The following is a 21037-nucleotide window of genomic DNA, read 5'->3' as shown; positions in this document are numbered from 1 at the left end:
GCCGGAGTGCGGTCTTCTATGACGACGACCCCGAAAAGCAGGGAGAAGACCCATGGGCACGATCCACATCGACCTCTTCACGACCCTCGATCTGGTCGGCCAGGCGCCGGGTGGGCGCGACGAGGACCCCGACGGCTTTCCGTACGGGGGATGGCAGTTCTCAGAACCCGACGAGATCGTCGGGGAGCACGTGATCGCCGGAATCCGGGCCACGGACGCCCTGCTGCTGGGCCGCCGCACCTACGACATCTTCGCCGGGTACTGGCCGCACCAGGACGACGTCATCGCCGAGCGGTTCAACAGCATCCCGAAGTACGTCGCCTCGCACGGCAGCCCGACCCTCGACTGGGCCGGCTCCTCCCAGCTCGGCCCGGACCTGCCCGCCGCCGTCCGCGAGCTGCGCGACAAGCACGACGAGGTGCACGTGATCGGCAGCCTCAACCTGGTGCAGACCCTGCTGCGCGAACGCCTCTTCGACCGCCTCAACCTGTGGGTCTACCCGCTCGTCCTGGGCGTCGGCAAGAAGGTCTTCGACGGCGGCGCCGTCCCCACCTCGCTGACTCTGGCCGAGCCGCCGATCACGTCCGCCCGCGGAGCCGTCCTGCTCCGCTACACCCTCGGCGACCCGATCACCGCCTGACCCGGCACCGCTCCAGCCGCGCGGCCGACCCGGGCGCCGCCTTGCGCAGTTCGGTCAGGTCGGTACGGGTATCGAGCAGGCGTGCCCAGACGACGCCACGCGCCCGCTCGAGATGTGCCGGCGCCAACCCGGGCTCGTTCACGGCGAGCGCGCAGGCCGCGGCGTCCCGCCCCAGCTCCGGACCGAGGGTTCGCAGCATGTACAGCTGGTCCCGCTGCTCGACGCCATGCCACCCGAGCAGCGGGAGGAGGTCGAGCGCCGGCAGGGTGACGGCCAGGCCGGCCGACAGATCGATGATCTCGTCCGGTGACGCGGAGGCCTGGCCGTTCATGACCGCACGCAGACGGTTCCGGAGATACTGCTGACGCTCGGGATCCGGCATCCATCCCACCTGGATCGTCACCAGGTCCACTTCTGGAGCGCGGCGCCCGTACAGGTGGTGATGTTGATCTGGGCGTTGTTGGCGGTGGAGGCGGCGGCCAGGCACAGGTTCGTGTTGCTGAGCGGGCGGATCGTGCCGTCGGCGTTGGACCGCCACTTCTGGGCGCCCGTGTTGTTGCAGGTGAACATCCAGATCCGCTGGCCGGACGCGAAGTTGCTGTTCGGCACGTCCAGGCAGTTGCCGAGCATCCGCCACGTCCAGTCGCTGATCCTGGTCAGCGCCTGCGCCTTGGTGTTGTTGCAGGTGTAGGCCTGGAGGTAGGTGCGGGCCGCGATCGCCGAGCCGGGCACGTCCAGGCAGCGGCCGGTGCTGTTCCGGAACGGGCTCATCAGCGGGTTCGGGCCCTTCGCCACCTGGACGATCTTCGCGACGGACGGGACGCCGTCGGCGTCGACGAGGAAGAGCATGTAGTAGCCGGGCGGGGCGACGCCGCCGGTCGGTGGGCCGGTGACGGTCAGTGTCGTACCGGAGGTGGTGAACTTGAGCGGCACGTAACGCTGGCCCTGGTCGACGCCGTGGGTGACGTCGGCCAGGCCGACCAGGGCGACCTTGCGGACGCCGGCCGCCTGCGGGCTGGTGACGGTGAAGACGCCGTTCACGCTGACGCCGGCCGGCGCGGCGCTGATCACCGGCCGGTCGGCGAGCTCGCCGCTGCCGTCCTTCCGGTAGAGGTACGGCGGGGTGAAGTACTCGATGTTCTTCTCCAGGTAGCCCACCGTCAGGCAGACCGCGCAGATCCCGCCGCCGCCGGTCAGCACCCGCCCGTCGGGCAGCAGCGCCGCCGTCGAGTGGTACTGGCGGATCCGGCTGGCACCGGCCAGCACCGTCCACTGTCCGGTCGCCGGATCCCAGCGTTCGGCCGTCGTCACCGCGTGGTCCAGGTCGACCAGGCCGTTGACGGCGGTGCTGGTCATGCCGCCGGTCGCCAGCACCGAACCGTCGGCCAGGACGGTGGCGTTGAGCTGACGCCGGCCGGCCGTCATCGCGCCGGTCGCGGTGACCGTCGGATTGGCGCCGTTGTTGGCGTTCAGCACGACCGCGGTGCGGGTGGGCACCTTCGCCACGCCGTCCTCGGTGACATTGCCGCCACCGACGATCAAAGAAAGACCGATATCGTACGGGGAGAAGCTCCCGTAATCACGATTGATCGCATCCCGGGTGGCGGTTCCGGTGATCACTCCGTCGCCGGAGGTGGTGATCGTGTATCCGGTCGTGTTGGGCCCGAAGAACGCGATCTGGGTGTCCGGCCGCGACCCCATGAACGGATAGACCCGCGCACTGTACTTGGTGAAATTGGTCAGTTTCCGAATGGCGCCGTCGGTCTGATAGACCTCGGCCGTCGCCGGCCCGCCGCCGATGATGACCTCTTCGCCGTTCGCCGTCTCGGCCACCGACGGATACCAGCGGGCCGCGGCCATGTCGTTGCCGCGGGTCCACGTCTCGGTCTGCCAGTTGAACACGTAGGTGCGCACCGTCCCGGCGAGCTGCGCGTTGGCGTTCCCGCCGGCGACCAGGATGTTGCCGTTGGCCAGGTGCGCGAACCCGGCGCAGAAGATGTTGCTGCCCTGGAGGTCGACGCGTTTGAACGTGTCGTCGGCCGGGTTGAACACCATGGCCCGCGTGAAATCGTGATCCGGATAGCTCTCGGTGGGGTTGTCGCCGACCGAGTCCCAGATCAGCACCTTGCCGTTGGGCAGCACGGCCGTGAAGACCGGCACCACCGGCGTGTCCACGACCGGGCTCCACGACCCGGCGGCGCCCGGGTCGGCGACGGCCGCCCGGCTCTGCGCGGTGCCTGGCCGGCGGCCGGTCTCGCGGTGGATGCGGTCGGCGTTCTCCGCGGTCCGCTGCTCGATGACCCGCATCGGGGTGCCGACCAGGTCCTGCTCCCGGTGCTGCTGATCGTCCTCGGCGTGCCCGTGCGCCTGATGATCGTGCGCGGTCGCGCCGGACGCGGATGGGGATTCCAGGCTGACGGCGAATGTCGCGGCTAAAAGACAGAAGACGGTGACGACGCGGCGCGGATCCATGAGAACTGTCCTTTCGGCAGGTCTTCTCGACAGCGCGCCGGGAATCGTTATCGGTCGGCCACCGGTCCATTTAGATCATGCCGGTGCCGTGGTGTTTCCATGGGAACGGCAATTCCCCCGTGATCATTTCTATCGCGCCGTCCAGTTCGGTCACCATAACGCTGACTAAGGCGACCTTCAATATTTGTTACCGTCTCTCCATCGTCTGATCGTGGACGCCGTACCCTGTCCCGCGACGTCCGGAGCGGGAGGGGCCGAGGGAAATGAGCTGGGACGACGGCCTCGACGACGTGCCGTGGCGGGAACTGTTCGGCCCGGAGGGCGGGGCCGAGGTGGTCGCCGCGCTCCGGGAACTGGCCGAGGAGGGCGCCAACGGCGACCGGGTCTTCGAGGCCCTGGAGGATCACGACAACGACTACTGGTACGCGGAGTCCTACCACCACCCCATCGGTTTCCGGCCGGAGTCCCTGCACGCGATGCGGTTCCTGGCCGGGATCGCGGCCGACCCGGACGGGATCGGCTGCACCGCCGCGCTGGAGGTGATCGAGTCCATCATCGACCAGGCGATCGACCGGCCCACCATGACCGACGGCGAACTCGACGCGCTGGTCGACGCGCTGCGCGCCGAGGTGGAGGTGATCCGCCCTCGGCTCCTGGAGGCGCACCGGCTCGGCCGTCAGGGGCTCCTCCCGATACCCGCGCTGCTGGACGGCATCGACGACGGCACCTATTCGGGCGGCGCCTACGAGCCCCGCTGGCGCGGCGTCGCCCGGCCGCTCGCGCACAGCCCCACCGGCCGGCTCACCGTGGCCGGTGGCCTGCTGATCACCCGAGAGAAGACGGGACTCTGCTTCCGCGACCCGCGCGACGGCACGCCGGTCCACACGTTCACCTATTCCGGTCCGGCGGAGACCCGTCCGTACCCCACCAGCACCCACGACCCGAACTGGGACTTCCCGTCGAGGGTGTCGTCGGCGACGCCGTTCGTGGACGGTGACGGCCCGGGCGTGCTCACCATAGACGTGCGCGGCCGCAACCCACGCCTGTGGCGCTTGAACGGCGACGGCTGGCGTGGATTCGCCCTGCGCCGGCCCGGCCTGCGGCTGCGCCCGTCGGCGTGGCGGCCCCGGCAGGCCGCCGCGCGCGACGGCGAGGTCCTCATCGGATACGCCGACGGTGTGGTCGCGCGTTTCGATGCCCGCACCGGCGCGCCGTCCGGCGTCCCGGCCCTCGAACCGTTCCCCACCTCACCGGTCCGTTACGAGGTCGGCGGCCGGGTTCATGTCGTGCGGACCGCGGACCACGAACTGCACCGGCTGGACGAGCAGACCGGCGAAGCGGTCGGCCCGCCGATCAGCGCCGGTTACGCGTTCGGACACTGCGCCTACCGGGTCGGCGAACACCCCTACCTGGCCGTGACCGGCTTCCGCCAGCTGCACCGCTTCGACGCGGTGACCGGCGAAGAGGCCGGCCCGCCGCTCTCCGGCCACCGCCGCATGCTGTTCGACGTCACCTCCCTGATCATCGACGGCCGCCCCCAGCTCTACTCCGCGGACGGTGTGACCATCCGCCGCTGGGACGCCGAAACCGGCACCCCCTGGCCGGCGCTCCCACCCTCCTGAGCGGGAGCGCCGGGTCACAGACGGGCCAGCGCGGACGGCGGATCCTCGATGGCGTCGGCCACCGACCGGATGAAACCGGCGGCCGCGCCCCCGTCACACACCCGATGATCGAAGACGAAGGACAACTGCGCGATCTTTCGTACGGCCAGAGCGCCCGAAACCACCCACGGGCGATCGATGACGCGGCCCAGACCGAGCATGGCCACCTGCGGATGGTTGATGATCGCCGCGCTGCCGTCGACCCGGAAGGCGCCGTAGTTGTTCAGCGTGAAGGTGCCCGCCGTCAGCTCGGCCGGGGTGGACTCGCCGCGGCGGGCCCGGGCCGTCACGTCCCGGATCGCCGCGTCCAGCCCGGTGGTCGTCATCGTCTGCGCGCCCATCACGGCCGGGACCACCAGGCCACGGTCGGTCTGCACGGCCAGGCCCAGGTTGACGTCCGGCAGCTCGACGATCTCCTGGCGTTCGGTGTCGAGCCGGGCGTTGAACACCGGGTACTCGCGCAGCCCGGCCACCACGAACCGGGCCACGTAGGACATCAGCCCGGGGGAGCCGGCGTCGCCGCGGGTGCGTTCGCGCAGCTCCCAGAGGGCGGTGGCGTCGACGTCCACCCACACGGTCGCCTCGGGGATCTCGGCGCGGCTGCGGGTGAGGACCGCCGACACCGCCTTGCGGAATCCGCTCAGCGGAACCCGGCGCTCCCCGGCCGCCGGTGTCGCCGGTTCGGGCGTCCGGGTGGCCGATTCCACGTCCCGGCGGGTGATCACGCCACCCGGTCCGGTGCCGTGCAGCACGGACAGGTCGACGCCGTTCTCCCGGGCGAGGCGCCGGACCAGCGGTGACAGCACCAGAGGCGCGGCCGCCGGACGCTTCGGCGGTGCCGGCTGAACCGGCACGGCGGCCGGACGGCTCGGCGGCGCGGGAACGGTGGCCGGGCGGCTGGTCGGCGCGGGGGCGACAGCGGTGTCGCGGCCGCGGGGGCGACGCCGTCTGCCCGAGGCCGCGCTCGGTGAGGTTCCGTAGCCGATGAGGACGTTGCCGGAGCCGGCGCGCTCCTCCTCGCGGTAGGTGTCGGCGGCGTCCGGGGCGGCCACCGTGATCAGCGGCGCGCCCACGTCGAGGGTGGTCCCCTCGGCCGCGTGCCTGGTGGTCACCTTCCCGGCGTGCGGCGACGGCACCTCGATCACCGCCTTGGCGGTCTCCACCTCGGCCACCGGCTGGTCCACGGTGATCACGTCACCCTCGTCGACCAGCCAGCGCACGATCTCCGCCTCGGTGAGGCCCTCGCCGAGGTCGGGCAGAAGGAACGTCCGGGCGCTCACGCGTCCTCCCACTGGAGGTCGTCGACGGTGTCGAGGATGCGGTCGACCGACGGCAGGTGGACGTGTTCCAGCTTCGGCGGGGGATAGGGGATGTCGAAGCCGGTGACCCGCCGGATCGGGGCGTGCAGCGAGTGGAAGCAGCGTTCGGTCACCCGCGCCACCACCTCGGACGACACGCTGGCGAATCCGGCCGCCTCGGCGACCACGACGGCCCGGCCGGTGGACCGGACGGCCGCGCACACGGTCTCGTCGTCGAACGGCACGATCGAGCGCAGGTCGACGACCTGGAGGCTGCGGCCCTCCTGGGCGGCCGCCTCGGCGGCTTCGAGGGCGACCGGGACGGCCGGCCCGTACGCGATCAGGGTGGCGTCGGTGCCGGGCCGGCGCACCACGGCCTTACCGATCGGCGGCACCGGGAGCGTGAGGTCGGCCTCGGAGCGGGAGAAGTACAGCTTCTTCGGCTCCAGGAAGATCACCGGGTCGGGCGACTCGATGGCCCTGCGGAGCAGCCCGTAGGCGTCCGCCGGGTCGGAGGGGGCGACCACGTGCAGCCCCGGCGTGTGCGCGTAGTACGCCTCGGAGGAGTCACAGTGGTGTTCCACACCGCCGATGCCACCGGCATACGGCACCCGGATGACCAGCGGCACCCCGACCCGCCCCCGGGTCCGGTTGCGCATCTTCGCGGCGTGGCTCACGAGCTGCTCGAACGCCGGGTAGGCGAACGCGTCGAACTGCATCTCGACGACCGGCCGCATCCCGTTCATGGCCATCCCGATCGCCATGCCGAGGATCCCGGACTCGGCGAGCGGGGTGTCGAAGCAGCGCTGTTCCCCGAACTCGGCGGTCAGCCCGTCGGTGATCCGGAAGACGCCGCCGAGCGGGCCGACGTCCTCGCCGAACATGAGCACCGTGTCGTCGGCGCGCATGGCGTCGCGCAGCGCCCGGTTGAGCGCGTTCGCCATGGTGAGCTTCTCGGCGGCCATCAGCGGGCCTCCTCACGGGACAGTTCGTCGGCGACGAGGGCCTGCTGTTCGCGCAGCTGCGGGGTGGGTTCGGCGTAGACGTGGGCGAACAGGTCCCGGTAGTCGGCGACGGTGTCCTCACCGAGCCCGGCACGCATGTTCTCGGCCAGTTTCTCGGCGCTCACCCCGTACCCCGCGATCTTCTCGTCGTCGAGAAGGCCGCGGCCCCGCAGATAGGTCTCCACCCGGGTGATCGGGTCGCGGGCCAGCCAGGGGGTGACCTCGTCGGCGGAGCGGTAGCGGCCCGGGTCGTCGGCGTTGGTGTGCGGCTGCACCCGGTAGGTGTGCGCCTCCACCAGCTGCGGGCCCTCGCCGGCACGGGCCCGGTCCACGGCCGCGCCGAGCACGCTGAGCAGCGCGGCCACGTCGTTGCCGTCGACGCGGGCGCCGGGCACGCCGTACCCGATGCCCTTGTGCGCGAGGGAGGGCGCCGCGGTCTGCCGGGCCAGTGGCACGGAGATCGCGTATTCGTTGTTCTGGATGAAGAACACCACGGGGGTACGGAAGACGGCGGCGAAGTTGAGCGCCTCGTGGAAGTCGCCCTCGCTGGTGGCGCCGTCGCCGCAGACCGCCATCACGACGGTCGGCTCGCCGCGCAGCCGGGCCGCGTGCGCCACCCCGACCGCGTGCAGCAGATGGGTGGCCAGCGGTGTGGCCTGCGGCGCGACCCTCGTCGTGAGCGGGTCGTAGCCGCTGTGCCAGTCGCCGCGCAGCAGGGTGAGCGCCTGCACCGGGTCGACGCCGCGGGCCACGATGGCCGCCGAGTCGCGGTAGGTGGGAAACAGCCAGTCGCCCGGGTCGAGGACCTGTACGCAGGCGACCTGGCAGGCCTCCTGCCCGTGCGACGAGGGGTAGACCGCCAAGCGGCCCTGCCGGACCAGGGCGTTCGCCTGATCGTTGAAGCGCCGCGCGGAGATCAGTGCGGCGTACGCGTGGACCAGTGCCTGCGGGTCGGGCATGTCCTGGCCGACGTGAACGGGGTTGCCGTCCGGGTCGATGAGCGTCACCGGCTCCGTGGACGGCAGCAGGAGAGCTGCGTCACGTGTCATGGACGGATTCTGTGCAGGTTGCCAATCGAACACCATTGGTGGCGCGAATGCGAGATATTGTTTCGTCCGAGGCCGTCATCGGGGGCCGAACGTCCAGTGGTGAGGGCCGTCAGGCCCGTCCGGCGAGACAGGTGGCCAGATGCTCGACGACACCGACCGGCGGATCCTCACCGAGCTGGCGAAGGATGGCCGGATGTCGATGCGGACACTCGCCGAGGCACTGCACATCTCCCGGGCGAACGCGTACGCCCGGGTGGCCCGCCTGCGGCAGGACGGGGTGATCCGCGGCTTCCACGCCGACGTCGACCCGGTCGCGGCCGGGCTCACCACGGCCGCCTACGTGACGCTCAACCTGCGGCAGGCCAACTGGCGGGAGATCCTGGCCCGGCTGCGGGTGCTGCCCGGGGTGGTGCACATCGGGCTGGTCGGCGGCGACTTCGACGTGATCCTGCTGGTCCGGGTCGCCGACAACACCGAGCTGCGGCATCTGGTGCTCGACGAGATCCAGGGCATGCCCGGTGTCGTCAGTACCCGTACGCTGCTGCTCTTCGAGGAGACCACCCCGTGAGGACCCGCTGATGAGCATCGACGTGACCGCCCTGCGTGCCCATTTCCCGTCGCTGGCGGGCGGGCTCGCCTTCTTCGACGGGCCGGGCGGGACGCAGACGCCCCGGCCGGTCGCCGACGCTATCACCGCCACGCTGACCGGGCCGCTGTCCAACCGGGGCACGGTCAGCGTGTCCGAGCTGAACGCCGAGCGGGCGGTCGCCGAGTTCCGGGCCGCCTACGCCGACCTGCTCGGCGTGCCCGCGACCGGCGTGGTGCACGGGCGCAGCGCCACGCAGCTCACCTACGACTTCTCCCGGCACCTGGCCAAGACGTGGCGGCCGGGTGACGAGATCGTGGTCAGCCGCCTGGATCACGACAGCAACGTGCGCCCGTGGATCCAGGCGGCCGAGCGGTCCGGGGTGACGGTCCGCTGGATCGGCATCGACCCGGAGACCACCGAGCTGGATCTCGGTTCCTACGAGCGGGCGCTGTCCTCGCGGACCCGGCTGGTGGCGGTGACCGCCGCGTCGAACGTGCTGGGCACCGTGCCGCCACTGCGCCGGATCGCCGACCTCGCCCACGACGCGGGCGCGCTGGTCTACGCGGACGGGGTGCACTACGCGGCCCATCACCTGGTGGACGTGGCGGCGCTCGGGGCGGACATGTTCGTGTGCTCGCCGTACAAGTTCCTCGGCCCGCACTGCGGGGTGCTCGCCGCCGATCCGGCGCTGTTGGCGACGCTGCGGCCGGACAAGCTGGTGCCGTCGCCGGACACGGTGCCGGAGCGGTTCGAGTTCGGCACCCTGCCCTACGAGATGCTCGCCGGCGCCACCGCGGCCGTCGACTTCCTGGCCGCGATCGACCCGGGTCCGGCGGCCGGTCGCCGGGAGCGGCTCGCGCACTCGCTGCGCTCGGTGCACGAGCACGAGACGGCCCTGCGGGGGCGCGTGGAGGCGGGTCTGCGCGGGCTCGGCGACCTGGTCACCCTCCATTCCCGAGCCGGTGATCGTACGCCGACGCTGTTGATGGATTTCGGCGGGCGCGACGCCCGGGAGGCGCAGACCTTCCTCGCCGGGCGGGACGTGCTGGCGCCCGCCGGGTCGTTCTACGCGCACGAGCCGTTCGCGGCGCTGAAACTGACGGCGCCCGCGCTGCGGGTGGGGCTGGCGGCCTACAACACCGCCGGCGAGGTGGACCGGCTCCTCGACGGGCTGACCGCCTGGCTCAGTCGCTGACCGGCAGCGACAGCCAGTAGGCGGTGAACTCGTCCGGCACGAAGCCCTCGGCCCGGTAGAGCGCCTGCGCGGTGTGGTTGTCCGGCGCCGTCTGGAGCTGCACACCGATCGCCCCGGCCTTCCCGGCCTCGGCCACGCAGGCCCGCACCAGCGCCCGCCCGGCGCCGGTGCGCCGGGCGGTGGGGGCCACGAACAGGTCGTTGAGCGTCCACACCGGAGCCATCGACAGCGAGGAGAACGTCGGGTAGAGGTGCGTGAACCCGGCCGGCTCGCCGTTCCCGTCGCGGGCCAGCAGCAGCACCGACTCGCCGCGCTCGTGCCGCTCCCGCAGGAACGCCAGCACCTTCTCCGGGCCGGCGGGCCTGCCGTAGAACTCGAGGTAGTCGCCGAACAGGACCGCCGCCTCCGGAAGATCCTCCACCGTGGCCCGGCGCACCGTGATGCGGGCAGCGGCATTCGTGGTCATGTCGTGGTCCTCTCGTCCGCGCGAAACCTCGCCCGGATCATGCCGAGCGGCGCACCCGCCGCCGGCGGACGGCCCACCTCCGTACCGCTCACCGGGACGCGCCCGGTCAGGTGCGCAGCGTGTGGCTGGGGGAGCGGCCGAACAGCTTGCGGTACTCGACGGCGAACCGGCCCTGCGCGGCGAACCCCCACCGGCGGGCGATCGCGCCGACCGTGTCGCCGCGGGCCGGGTCGCCGTCGCGCAGGTCGCGGTGCGCGCCGTGCAGGCGGGCCAGGCGCAGATAGCCGGTCGGGGTGGTGTCGCCGTGCCGGGCGAAGGCGGCCTGGAGACCCCGTACGCCGAGGTTGGCGACCCCGGCGATGTCCTCGATGGTGATCGGCTCGCCGGCGTGCGCGTCGATGTACGCCATCGCCCGGCGGACCGCGGCCGGCGGCACCCGCCCCGGACCGGGGGTGTAGTCCGTCGTCATCGTGGTGTTCGGGAACACCGCCACCGCGGTGGCGCCCACCAGGTCGAGGAGCGCCGCGTGCACCAGCGGATGCGCCGCGGCGGGTTCCGGGCCGGCGAAGGTCCCGGTCACGTACTTGACCGTGGCGATCCAGTGCTGCCGCATCCGTGGCGACACCGGCGCCGGGGCGTCGAATCGAAAGTCCACCGTGTCCACTCCGAGTCGGCTCGCCGCCCGGGCCGCGGTCTCCAGGGGGAATCGGACGTTCTGCAGGTCGATGCCCTGCCAGGCGACCTGGAACGGTGTCCCGAGCGGTACCAGGAAGGCGTCCCCGGCCGCGAACGGGACGGCTCCGCCGCCGGTGTCGACGCGGTACCGGCCGTCGCAGACGACGACCGTGATGACCGAGTCGAACGGGTCGGAGGCCGACTCCACCGCGCCCCGGTAGCGCAACCGGTCGAGGGTGAGATCCCCGGCCGCCGCGGTCCGCGAGTGGAACAGGAAGTCGGCGCCGGGACGGCTCATGTGCGGGCGGTGGTCGACATACGTACGGCGGAGGATCTCATGGGTCTCGGCGATGTCGGTCGTCCGGAACTCCGCCCGCCGGATCGGCATGGTCGCCAGTGCCTCGCCCACGATTGCCCCCTGTCTGTCCTGGTCACGCACCGGATCACGTGTCCGCTGACGAGGCTATTCAGGGTGTTCGTCGGTTTTGCCCGAAATGGCCATTAATGAGCCGAACGGGCATGATCATCCGTACGGACGGTCAGGAGGCGTAGCGCTTCTCCGCCCGGGCCCGTGCCTTCACCGCCTCCTCCTCCCGGTTGCGCGGCGGCGCGTTCGTCACCAGGTTCGCCAGCAGTTCCGCGGTGGCCGCCGCCACCGCTGCCACGGCCTCGTCGAACACCGCCTGGTTGGCCTGCGAGGGCCGGGCCGTCCCGGCGATCTTCCGGACGTACTGGAGGGCGGCCGCCTGGATCTCGTCCGGCGTCGCGGGCGGCTCGAAATTGTGCAGCTGATGGATGCTCCGGCACACGATGCGATCTCCAATCGTGGGACAGTCGTGCACCGAATCTATGCCATGTCAGCCGATCTTCTCGTTGATGTCGAGCGGCTCCGCGGTGAGGGCGTTCGACTTCACGTACGCCAGGTCCAGCGTCACGTCGGTGAACCACAGCACCGGCAGGGTCAGCGGCGGCGGCTGCTCCGGGGTGAACGTGACCGGGATCAGCCCGAACAGCTTGCCCTTGAAGGTGGGGCTGTAGAACTCCACGTCACCGTCGAGGATCAGCTCGCCGCTCTCGATGACCGTGGTGGCGTCGCCCGGCTCGTCGATGGTGAGGCTGAACGGGGTGTTCACCACCCTGTCCATGGTGAACTTCAGCGACCGGACCGGGCCGTTGGCGGTGGGCACCTCGGCGACCCCGTCGTACGACGAGTTGTACATGGTCACCGAGGCGGCCTTGACCACGCCGGGTTTCGCGGCGGCGAGGGGAATGTCGCCGTCCTCGGCGAGCAGGCCGACCTGCCGGGCGCCGAGGCACGGGATCTCCTCCGGCTTGGCGGTGGCCTCCCTGGTGGGCGTCGCCGTCGTGGGCGCCCTCGTGGGTGTCTTCTCCGGGGCCGGCGCGGCGGTGGTGGAGGCCGTGGGTGTGGCCGACGGGGTGGGCTCCGCCTCCTGCTCGTCGTCGTTGCCGCCGATGCCGATCAGGTCGCCGACGCCCTCCCAGAAGTCGTTGATGCCGTCCAGGATCGGGTGATCGCTGGTCTCCGTCGGGGTCGGGGTCGGGGTGGGCGTCGGGCCGGCGCTCGTGCCGGTGCTCGTCGACGGCGCGACGGTCGGCGAGGCCGTCGGTTTCGTGGCGCTCCGGCTCGGGCTCACGCTGGGGGAGGCGCTCGCCTTACGGGACGGCAGGCCCGCCGGGCACTCCGCCGCCTCGGCCGGCCGGTTCCCGGCGACCGCCACGGTGGCGGCCACCAGCAGCGGCGCCATGATGAGCAGAGCCTTGCGGTGCAGCGAGTGGTGCCCCGGTTCCGGGTCGATGCCGGGAACGATGGTCGGGTCCACCGGCACCGGCGGCATCTTCTGGGTGGGCCGCTTGTCGCTCCCGGCGCGGGGCGGTCCCCACGCCACCACCAGGGCGCCGCCCACGATCCCGAGCATCATGCCGAGGATCCAGCCGCCCAGGTTCAGCCCGATGAACGAGTACAGCGCCGTGATGATCCCGACGATCCCGTAGAACAGCCGCTGCGCCGGGCTGAACCAGGCCAGCGCCCCGCAGGTCAGCATGATCACCGGCAGCAGGTACGAGTAGAACCCCTGAGGCCCGATGTGGATCTTGATGTTGTCCAGCTCCAGGTTGGCGCTGACGAACATCGCCAGCCCGGACAGCAGCATCACGAGCCCGCCCCAGAACGGCCGGGCACGCCGCCACCGGCGGAACCGGTCCCAGAAGCTCTCCGTCGGCACGGCGGTCCTTTCCTCGGGTTCGCGGCAGCGGGCGGGCTCGCGGAGATGCGCTCCGCGAGCCCGGTGAGACCGGGTCAGTCCTGGTAGCACTCGTGCGAGCCGCCGATGTGCAGCTTGAGGCTCATGCCGTTGAGGACGAACGTGGAGGCGGAGGTGTAGTACGCCTTCTGCCGCAGGTTCTCGATCGTGACGGTCCGGGACTGCTGCCCGAAGGAGCCCGGAGCGCCGTGGCTCTCCGCGCCGTCGCGGGTCATGGTGGAGGCGTCCAGGCCGATCTGGATGTCCTCGAAGGTGGCGTTCCCGCCGAGCTCGGACATGCCGATCAGCAGGTTCTCCGCCTTCACCGGGTTGTTCTCATCGTTACCGGCCTCGATACGCAGGGTCACCGGCCCGACCGCGACGGACTGGCAGAGACCGACCAGCGTGGCCGACTTGATGCCGGACATGGCCGCCGGGATCTTGCCGCCCGGGTAGTCCGGGTCCTGGGTGTCCAACTCGCCGCTGTACTGGGTGAAGCCGGTGCCGACCAGCGTGTCGGCGGTGAGCTTGAACTGCTTGCCGGACACGGTGAAGTTCGCTGCCAGGGCTCCCTCGGCGAGGGCGAGCACCAGGCCACCGGCGACAACGGTCGGCACGCCCACCGCTACGGCGAACCGGCGCCAGTTGGTGCGCCCGTACGCCGGCGCGTCTTGCGCCTCCTCCACGCGGACCTCCTCTTCGATGGTGGACCGGCGACTCGTAGCGAGACACGTCGATGGTCGCGGTCGTAATGTGCCCGAAATGCTGCCGCTCGCGGGCCGCGACTACAAGAGGCCTTCTTTACTCGTCAGTAACCCGGATCACTTGATCAACATGACTGACGGTGACCTCCGCCACCGAGCTATCCGAAATTTCGGACATTAGGATCGGGGCCGAGCAATTACCCGTTACCCCGGGTACGCAAGTCCAGATTTGTCACGGCTCCATAACGAAGGGTTCGTCCGGTGGCCGGCCGAGTGACCGGGACGTAACAACGGCCCCTCGGCGACGGCTGTGATCGGAAACACCGCGGGCGTAGCGTGCGTCTGTGGATCTGCACACCGTCACCGAAGTGATCAGCCCCGCGTCACCCGGTCAGTGGCGGCCCGGCGACGCCTGGCTGGGCGGGGGGACCGCGCTGTTCGGCGAGCCCCGGCCGCACGTCAGCCGCCTTCTTGATCTCACGGCCGCCGGATGGCCACCGCTGACGGTCCACGACGACGGTGTCGAGATCGCCGCCACCTGCACCATCGCCGAGCTGGCCGAGGGCCTGCGGGGGTACGGCATCGTCCGGCAGTGCTGCCACGCGTTCCTCGCCTCGTTCAAGATCTGGAACGTGGCCACGGTCGGCGGCAACCTCTGCGCCGCCCTCCCGGCCGGGCCGATGATCTCGCTGGTCGCGGCGCTCGACGGCATCTGTGTGCTGATCGGCCCGGACGGTGGCGAACGCCGGGTGCCGGCCGCCGATTTCGTCACCGGCGAGGGCACGACCGTGCTGCGCGACGGCGAGCTGCTGCGGGCGATCCACCTTTCCGCATCGATGTTGAGCACGCGTACTGCGTACCGCCGAGGGTCTCTGCATCGTCATGGCCGATCGGCCGTGCTCCTGATCGGCCGGGCCGACCCCGCCGGAGGAATCTCACTCACCGTGACCGCCGCGACCCGGCGCCCGCACGTTCTCCGCTTCCCTGATCCGCCCTCGGCGGACGAGGTGGAGGCCGCGCTCGACACCATCCCGGCCGACCAGTACGTCGACGACGTGCACGGCCGGCCGATCTGGCGCCGCCACCTGACCCGGCACTACGCTGCGCAGATCCGCACGGAGCTGGCCGCATGAGCATCGAGATCAACGGAACCCCGCACGACCGCGCACCCCGGCCCGGGCAGTGCCTGCGCACCTACCTGCGGGAGGAGGGCTGCTTCGGCGTCAAGAAGGGCTGCGACGCCGGCGACTGCGGAGCGTGCACGGTCCACGTCGACGGGACGCCGGTGCACAGTTGCGTCTATCCGGCCTTCCGCGCCCAGGGCCACCGTGTCACCACGATCGAGGGCCTGGCCGGGCACCCGGTGCAGCAGTGCTTCCTCGACGCGCAGGGCTTCCAGTGCGGCTTCTGCACCGCCGGCATGATCATGACGGCGGTGGCGCTCACCGACGAACAGCGCGAGGACCTGCCACGCAGCCTCAAAGGCAACCTCTGCCGGTGTACGGGCTATCGCGCGATCACCGACGCCATCGAAGGGCGCGCCGCCGCCGTCACACCGCGGGCCGGCTCGGCGGTCGGGTCGAACCTCGGCGCCCCGGCCGGGCCACAGGTGGTCGACGGGACCGCCCGGTACACGTTCGACCTGGACGTGCCCGGGTTGCTGCACCTCAAGGCGCTGCGGTCGCCGCACGCGCACGCCCGGATCCTGTCGATCGACACCACCGCCGCGCTGGCCGTGCCGGGGGTGGAGGCCGTGCTCACCCACAAGGACGCCCCCGAGCGGCTGTTCTCCACGGGACAGCACGAGAACGAGGCGGAGGATCCGTACGACACCCGGGTCCTCGACGAGGTGGTCCGGTTCGTGGGGCAGCGGGTGGCGGCGGTGGTCGCCAGCTCCGAGGCGGCGGCCGAGGAGGGGGTGCGCCGGCTGCACGTGGAGTACGAGGTGCTGCCCGCGGTGATCGATCCCGCTCTGGCCATGCTGCCCGGGGCGCCGCTGGTGCACGGGGACAAGGGGATCGCGCAGGGGATCGTGCGGGCCGACGCCAACGTGGTGGGGGAGTTGCACGCCGGCATCGGTGACGTGGCCACGGGGTTCGCGGCGGCCGACGCGGTCTACGAGGCGACATTCAGAACACCGCGTGTGCAGCATGCGAGCTTGGAGACGCACGGTGCGGTGGGTTGGCTGGATGACGACGACCGACTGGTGATCCGCTCCAGCACGCAGACGCCGTTCCTGACCCGGCGCGCCTTGTCGCGACTTTTCTCCATAAATCCGGACAAAGTGCGCGTGGTGGCCGGGCGTGTGGGCGGTGGCTTCGGTGGCAAGCAGGAGATGTTGGTGGAGGATCTCGTCACGCTGGCGGTCCTGCGCACCGGGCGGCCGGTCAAGTGGGAGTTCACTCGCTCCGAACAGTTCACCGCGGCGACCACCCGGCATCCGTTCACCATCACGGTCAAGGCGGGGGCCACGCGGGACGGGGCCATCACGGCCCTCCAGTTGAACGTCCTGGTGGACACCGGCGCCTACGGCAACCACGGCCCGTCCGTCATGCACCACGGCTGCCACGAGACGGTAGCGGTCTACAAGTGCGGAAATATCCGGACAGACGCCTACACCGTCTACACGAACACCGTCCCCGCCGGAGCGTTCCGCGGCTACGGCCTCGGCCAGGTCACCTTCGCCGTCGAACAGGTCCTCGACGAGCTGGCCCGCATGATCGACATGGACCCGGTGACGTTCCGCGAGCTCAACGTGGTCCGCCCCGGCGACGACCTCACCGCCCCCGGCGCCCACGTCCCCGACCTCGGCATCGCCAGCTACGGCCTGGACCAGTGCCTCGCCAGGATGCGGGAGGCCGCCGCCACCGTCGACGAGGCCCCGCCCGGCTGGCTGACCGGCCAGGGCATGGCCATCGCGATGATCGCCGCCGGCCCGCCCGGCGGCCACTTCGCCGACGCCACCGTCACCCTGCTCCCCGACGGCCGCTACGAGCTGTCGGTCGGCACCGCCGAGTTCGGCAACGGCAGCACCACGGTCCACGCCCAGATCGCCGCCGACGAACTGCACACCACCCCCGACCGCATCCTCATCAGACAGTCCGACACCGACGTGGTCCGCCACGACACCGGCGCCTTCGCCTCCACCGGCGTGGTGGTCGCCGGGCAGGCCGTGCTCCGCGCCTGCCGCTCGCTGCGCGCCCAGCTCCTCGCCCTCACCGGCCACACCCCCTCCGAGACCCACGCGCTGCGCACCCTGGACCTCTCCTCACTCGGTACCGTCTCCGCGAGCGGCCACTTCGACGGCACCCCACGCTCGGTGGCCTTCAACGCCCAGTTCTTCCGCATCGCCGTCGACCCCGGCACCGGCGAACTGCGCATCCTCCGCAGCGTCCACAGCGCCGACGCCGGAACCGTCATGAACCCGCTCCAGCTCCGCGGCCAGATCGAGGGCGGCGTCGCCCAGGCCCTGGGCGCCACCCTCGCCGAACACGTCGACATCTCCCCGTCCGGCGAGGTCACCACGACCACGTTCCGTCAGTACCACCTCCCCACCGTCGCTGACATCCCGCCCACCGAGGTCCATTTCGCCACCACGACGGACACGATCGGGCCGCTGGGCGCCAAATCGATGAGCGAGTCCCCGTACAACCCGGTCTCCCCGGCCCTCGGCAACGCCCTCCGCGACGCCCTCGGCATCCGCCTGACCGACCTCCCCTACACCGCCGACCGCATCTGGCAGGCTTTGAACCCTTGAACCCCATTTCCGGTACGCCCAACGCCGCCCCCGCCGAATCCACCCCGTCCCGCCGCACCCCGCGAGCCGGGTGCGACGTCCCGGCCGTGCCGCGCCCGCCGGGCGTGAGCGCGACCCCACCCTCACCCCGGCCCGCCGCCTTCAGCCGGTCGGGGATCGTTTTCGGGCGGGTTGAGGCAGCTCCCACGGCTAGAGAGCTTTCGTGGTTAGGGTCCAGGAATCCTCCGGTACGCGAGACGTCGCCCTGTTCCGTGTGGACCGTCCCGTCGGTGCGGCGCGGGTTCGCTGCCGGGTCCGGCCTGTGCCGCGCCCGCCGGGCTGAGTCCCTGCCGCTCCGCTGCGCGAAGCGGCCCTAGTCGGGAGGAAGTAGGTCTACTTTCGAGTTGGACCGGTGCTCCCGCGGAGTTCCGTCGTCCACCTGCCGCCCGCTTGCGCTCGGCCGTTCGTCGCCGTCTTGCTTCCCGGCACCGGGCCTGCCAGCTCACGCTTTCTGTCGCCGCTTCCGCTCGGCCGCCGGTCGCCCTTCTGCTTCCCAGCACCGGGGCTGCCCACTTACCGCCGTCGCGCCGGTCGCGGCGGGTGGCCGGGAGTGGGCACTTCCGGTGGCCGGCGATCACCACCGCAACCACCCACCCGCCGTGACCGGCGGCAGATCAGGGAGTAGGCGCCACGGGGTGGCTGGCGAGCATCACCCGCAACCGGTCGCCCAGCGCGACCGGCGGCACATCAGGGGGTGGCCCACCGATCTAACTCGAAAGTAGACCTACTTCCTCCCGATTAGGGCCGCTTCGCGCAGCGGAGCGGCAGGGACTCAGCCCGGCGGGGGCGGCACAGGCCGGACCCGGCAGCAAGCCGGGCCGAACAGACGGAACGACCCGAACAAGGCAGAACGACCTCACGCGTACCAAAGATGAACCGAAACGCGGACCTCAACCACAAAGGTCTCCAGCCGGGGTGATCGATTTTGGGGCGGGGTGCGCGGGTCGGGCAGAGTGGGCGTCGACACGGGCGGGTGAGGGGACACGATGGCGCTTCCGGGATGGTTGGAGTCCGCACGTCGATGGGTGGTCCGGCCACCGGGCAGCACCGTTGATCTCGGCTCGCTGTGGGCCGAGGTGGCGCGTGCCGGAGAGTTGGAGGCCGAGGTCGCCCGGCTCGACGACGACGCCCTGGTGAGCCGGGGCCGGGGCGGGCGGGCGGAGTTCTGCGCCGTCGCCCGGGAGGCGGCGCGCCGGGAGCTGGGGCTGCGGGCGTACGACGAACAGCTCGTCGGCGCCCTGGCGCTGATCGACGGCCGGGTGGCGCAGATGGCCACCGGCGAGGGCAAGACGCTGACCGCCGCGATCGCCGCCGCCGCGCTCAGCGCCGACGGGCCGGTGCACGTGCTGACCGTCAACGACTACCTGGCCCGGCGCGACACCGAATGGATGTGGCCGTTCTACCAGCGGCTCGGCGTCTCGGTCGGCTGGGTCACCGAGAAGTCCACGGCCGTCCAGCGGCGGGCCGCCTACGCGCGGGACGTCACCTACGTGTCGGTGAACGAGGCCGGCTTCGACCTCCTGCGTGACGGGTTGTGCACCGACGTCGCCGACCGGGTGCAGCGCCCGCTCGGCGCGGTGATCGTCGACGAGGCCGACGCGGTGCTGGTGGACGAGGCCCGCGTACCCCTCGTTCTGGCCGGATCGACGCTCGCCGGACCGGATCTCGCGCTCGGGATGGCCGGGGTGGTCCGTGACCTCAGGCCCGGTGAGCATTATCAGCTCGCCGAACAGGACCGGACCGTGCACCTGACCGCCGACGGCATCGCCGCGGTCGAGCGGGCGCTCGGCGCCGAGCTGTACGCCGTGCAGAACCTGGATCTGCTCACCGCCGCCAACCTGGCCCTGCACGCCGAGGCGCTGCTCACCCGGGACGTCGACTACATCGTCCGGGACGGCCGGGTGGAACTGGTCGACGGCTTCCGCGGCCGGGTCGCCCAGCGGCGCCGCTGGCCGGACGGCCTCCAGTCGGCGGTCGAGGCGAAGGAGGGCCTGACCGGCAGCGGCGGCGGCAGCATCCTGGCGACGATCACCCTCCAGGCGTTCCTCAACCGGTACTCGCGGGTCGCCGGCATGACCGGCACCGCCCTCGGCGTCGGCGAACAGCTGCGGGAGCACTACCGGCTGGAGATCGCCGTCCTGCCGCCGCACCGCCCGTGCATCCGCCGTGACGAACCGGACCGGACGTACCGCACCGCCGGCCGGCGCGACGAGGCCGTGATCGCCGAGGTCACCGCCGTCCACGCGACCGGCCGGCCGATCCTGCTGGCCACCCCGGCGGTCGCCGACTCGGAGGCCCTCGGCGAGCGGCTGCGGGAGGCCGGGATCGCGTGCACCGTACTGAACGCGAAGAACGACGCCGAGGAGGCCGCGATCGTCGCGGAGGCCGGCGCGATCGGGGCCGTCACCGTCTCCACCCAGATGACCGGGCGTGGCGTCGACATTCGGCTCGGCGGCAGTGACCAGCGCGATCACGACCGGGTGGCGGCGCTCGGCGGCCTCTACGTGATCGGGGTGGGCCGCCACGACAGCGCCCGGATCGACGACCAGATCCGCGGCCGCGCCGGACGGCAGGGCGACCCCGGCGGCTCGGTCTTCCTCGTCAGCCTCGACGACGACCTGATCACCAGGTACGCGCCGGCCGAGTCACCGTCGGTCGCCGACGCCCAGCGGATCGCCGAACAGGTCAACCTGGAGATCCACCGCAACACGTGGCGCTACCACTACCTGCTGGAACAGCACCGGGTGGCGATGGCCGACCGGCGCGAACAGGTCCTCACCACCGGCCGGGGCAGCGAGATCCTGGCCGGGCTGCGATCCGCCGAACACGCGGCGCTGGTCCGCCTGCACGGCGCCGACCGGGTCGCGGCGGTCGCCCGTACCATCGTGCTGCACCATCTGGACACGGCCTGGGCCGACTACCTGGGCTTCATCGGCGAGCTGCGCGAGGGCATCCACCTGCGGGCCGTCGCCAACCTGGATCCGCTCGACGAGTTCCACCGCGCCGCCGTACCGGAGTTCCGCCGCCTGATCCCCGACGCCGAAGAACGGGCGGCCGCCGTGTTCGCGGCCCTCGACCCGTCCGGCGCCGACTGGACCGCCGCCGGCCTGGGCCTCGACCGCCCCAGCGCCACCTGGACCTACGTGGTCGACGACGACGCCCTCGGCACCGACATGAGCCACTTCCTCGCCGGGCTGATCGACCTGTTTCGTACCAGGTGATAGATC

The 21037-nt window shown here is 71.5% G+C and carries 17 protein-coding genes; 7 read left to right on the top strand and 10 right to left on the bottom strand.

The features are described 5' to 3' along the window. The first annotated feature begins 52 nt into the window (after positions 1-52). Positions 53-640 (top strand): dihydrofolate reductase family protein, encoded by a 588-nt coding sequence (locus IEZ13_RS26120; protein ID WP_183223727.1) that lies wholly within the window; start codon positions 53-55, stop codon positions 638-640. On the opposite strand, the gene IEZ13_RS26115 is transcribed toward IEZ13_RS26120, so the two are convergent. Both IEZ13_RS26115 and IEZ13_RS26110 read right to left on the bottom strand, forming a co-directional pair. Next, positions 630-1022 carry a hypothetical protein gene (locus IEZ13_RS26115; RefSeq protein ID WP_183223725.1) on the bottom strand — a complete coding sequence of 131 codons (393 nt, stop codon included), beginning with the start codon at positions 1020-1022 and terminating at the stop codon, positions 630-632. The two genes, IEZ13_RS26120 and IEZ13_RS26115, sit on opposite strands and share 11 nt — an antisense overlap. A 17-nt stretch (positions 1023-1039) precedes the next feature. Beyond that, a complete protein-coding gene (locus IEZ13_RS26110) occupies positions 1040-3112 on the bottom strand; it encodes a galactose oxidase-like domain-containing protein (RefSeq protein ID WP_183223723.1) in 2073 nt (690 codons plus the stop codon). Between the two features lie 263 nt (positions 3113-3375). Between IEZ13_RS26110 and IEZ13_RS26105 the strand changes: the two genes are divergently transcribed. Beyond that, positions 3376-4734 (top strand): hypothetical protein, encoded by a 1359-nt coding sequence (locus IEZ13_RS26105; protein WP_183223721.1) that lies wholly within the window; start codon positions 3376-3378, stop codon positions 4732-4734. 14 nt (positions 4735-4748) lie between these two features. On the opposite strand, the gene IEZ13_RS26100 is transcribed toward IEZ13_RS26105, so the two are convergent. The 3 genes from IEZ13_RS26100 to IEZ13_RS26090 are packed head-to-tail and all read right to left on the bottom strand — an operon-like array spanning position 4749 to position 8124. Further along, positions 4749-6053: a dihydrolipoamide acetyltransferase family protein gene (locus tag IEZ13_RS26100; RefSeq protein WP_183223719.1), complete on the bottom strand. Its 1305-nt coding sequence runs from the start codon at positions 6051-6053 to the stop codon at positions 4749-4751. Further along, positions 6050-7036 (bottom strand): alpha-ketoacid dehydrogenase subunit beta, encoded by a 987-nt coding sequence (locus IEZ13_RS26095; protein ID WP_183223717.1) that lies wholly within the window; start codon positions 7034-7036, stop codon positions 6050-6052. The genes IEZ13_RS26100 and IEZ13_RS26095 overlap by 4 nt, the downstream gene beginning before the upstream one ends. Beyond that, complete coding sequence (locus tag IEZ13_RS26090) at positions 7036-8124, bottom strand: thiamine pyrophosphate-dependent dehydrogenase E1 component subunit alpha (RefSeq protein ID WP_183223715.1); 1089 nt, start codon at positions 8122-8124, stop codon at positions 7036-7038. Before IEZ13_RS26090 ends, IEZ13_RS26095 begins: the two co-directional genes overlap by 1 nt. A 139-nt stretch (positions 8125-8263) precedes the next feature. On the opposite strand from IEZ13_RS26090, the gene IEZ13_RS26085 reads away from it, so the two are divergent. Both IEZ13_RS26085 and IEZ13_RS26080 read left to right on the top strand, forming a co-directional pair. Next, on the top strand, positions 8264-8692 hold the full coding sequence (locus tag IEZ13_RS26085) for an Lrp/AsnC family transcriptional regulator (RefSeq protein ID WP_183223713.1): 429 nt from the start codon (positions 8264-8266) through the stop codon (positions 8690-8692). A gap of 10 nt (positions 8693-8702) precedes the next feature. Further along, positions 8703-9908: a cysteine desulfurase-like protein gene (locus IEZ13_RS26080; protein ID WP_183223711.1), complete on the top strand. Its 1206-nt coding sequence runs from the start codon at positions 8703-8705 to the stop codon at positions 9906-9908. Here the strand turns inward: IEZ13_RS26080 and IEZ13_RS26075 are convergent. From IEZ13_RS26075 to IEZ13_RS26055, 5 genes are all read right to left on the bottom strand, one after another. Continuing rightward, complete coding sequence (locus IEZ13_RS26075) at positions 9898-10374, bottom strand: GNAT family N-acetyltransferase (protein WP_183223709.1); 477 nt, start codon at positions 10372-10374, stop codon at positions 9898-9900. The genes IEZ13_RS26080 and IEZ13_RS26075 overlap by 11 nt on opposite strands. A 106-nt stretch (positions 10375-10480) precedes the next feature. Then, the gene (locus IEZ13_RS46800; protein ID WP_203834007.1) at positions 10481-11458 is read right to left on the bottom strand and encodes an AraC family transcriptional regulator; all 978 of its coding nucleotides are present in this window, start codon (positions 11456-11458) and stop codon (positions 10481-10483) included. Positions 11459-11588: 130 nt separating this feature from the next. After that, positions 11589-11858 (bottom strand): DUF2277 domain-containing protein, encoded by a 270-nt coding sequence (locus IEZ13_RS26065; protein ID WP_183223707.1) that lies wholly within the window; start codon positions 11856-11858, stop codon positions 11589-11591. Between the two features lie 48 nt (positions 11859-11906). Next, on the bottom strand, positions 11907-13292 hold the full coding sequence (locus tag IEZ13_RS26060) for a DUF6114 domain-containing protein (RefSeq protein WP_183223705.1): 1386 nt from the start codon (positions 13290-13292) through the stop codon (positions 11907-11909). Positions 13293-13366: 74 nt separating this feature from the next. Next, the gene (locus tag IEZ13_RS26055; RefSeq protein WP_183223703.1) at positions 13367-13996 is read right to left on the bottom strand and encodes a DUF6230 family protein; all 630 of its coding nucleotides are present in this window, start codon (positions 13994-13996) and stop codon (positions 13367-13369) included. A 362-nt stretch (positions 13997-14358) separates the two neighbouring features. Here IEZ13_RS26055 and IEZ13_RS26050 point away from each other — a divergent pair, with 362 nt between their 5' ends. The 3 genes from IEZ13_RS26050 to secA2 all read left to right on the top strand — a co-directional run bounded on the left by IEZ13_RS26050 (position 14359) and on the right by secA2 (position 21031). Next, entirely contained in the window at positions 14359-15147 is a 789-nt protein-coding gene (locus tag IEZ13_RS26050; RefSeq protein ID WP_183223701.1) for an FAD binding domain-containing protein, read from the top strand. Then, positions 15144-17771 (top strand): molybdopterin-dependent oxidoreductase, encoded by a 2628-nt coding sequence (locus tag IEZ13_RS26045; RefSeq protein WP_183223699.1) that lies wholly within the window; start codon positions 15144-15146, stop codon positions 17769-17771. Before IEZ13_RS26050 ends, IEZ13_RS26045 begins: the two co-directional genes overlap by 4 nt. Before the next feature lie 1025 nt (positions 17772-18796). Then, on the top strand, positions 18797-21031 hold the full coding sequence (gene secA2 / locus IEZ13_RS26040) for an accessory Sec system translocase SecA2 (RefSeq protein WP_183223697.1): 2235 nt from the start codon (positions 18797-18799) through the stop codon (positions 21029-21031). The last annotated feature ends 6 nt before the right edge of the window (positions 21032-21037 follow it).

It is taken from the genome of Actinoplanes campanulatus (genome assembly GCF_014647795.1).
Classification (GTDB): domain Bacteria; phylum Actinomycetota; class Actinomycetes; order Mycobacteriales; family Micromonosporaceae; genus Actinoplanes; species Actinoplanes campanulatus.
Note: the sequence above shows the minus strand (reverse complement) of the source record. Positions and strands in the feature narration are given on the sequence as shown.

Excerpts from the sequence above, each read along its gene's own strand:
- IEZ13_RS26045 (WP_183223699.1), top strand. The coding sequence starts at position 15,144 with ATGAGCATCGAGATCAACGGAACCCCGCACGACCGCGCACCCCGGCCC.
- IEZ13_RS26120 (WP_183223727.1), top strand. The coding sequence starts at position 53 with ATGGGCACGATCCACATCGACCTCTTCACGACCCTCGATCTGGTCGGC.
- IEZ13_RS26090 (WP_183223715.1), bottom strand. The coding sequence starts at position 8,124 with ATGACACGTGACGCAGCTCTCCTGCTGCCGTCCACGGAGCCGGTGACG.
- IEZ13_RS26105 (WP_183223721.1), top strand. The coding sequence starts at position 3,376 with ATGAGCTGGGACGACGGCCTCGACGACGTGCCGTGGCGGGAACTGTTC.
- IEZ13_RS26080 (WP_183223711.1), top strand. The coding sequence starts at position 8,703 with ATGAGCATCGACGTGACCGCCCTGCGTGCCCATTTCCCGTCGCTGGCG.
- IEZ13_RS26075 (WP_183223709.1), bottom strand. The coding sequence starts at position 10,374 with ATGACCACGAATGCCGCTGCCCGCATCACGGTGCGCCGGGCCACGGTG.
- IEZ13_RS26095 (WP_183223717.1), bottom strand. The coding sequence starts at position 7,036 with ATGGCCGCCGAGAAGCTCACCATGGCGAACGCGCTCAACCGGGCGCTG.
- IEZ13_RS26115 (WP_183223725.1), bottom strand. The coding sequence starts at position 1,022 with ATGCCGGATCCCGAGCGTCAGCAGTATCTCCGGAACCGTCTGCGTGCG.
- secA2 (WP_183223697.1), top strand. The coding sequence starts at position 18,797 with ATGGCGCTTCCGGGATGGTTGGAGTCCGCACGTCGATGGGTGGTCCGG.
- IEZ13_RS26110 (WP_183223723.1), bottom strand. The coding sequence starts at position 3,112 with ATGGATCCGCGCCGCGTCGTCACCGTCTTCTGTCTTTTAGCCGCGACA.
- IEZ13_RS26085 (WP_183223713.1), top strand. The coding sequence starts at position 8,264 with ATGCTCGACGACACCGACCGGCGGATCCTCACCGAGCTGGCGAAGGAT.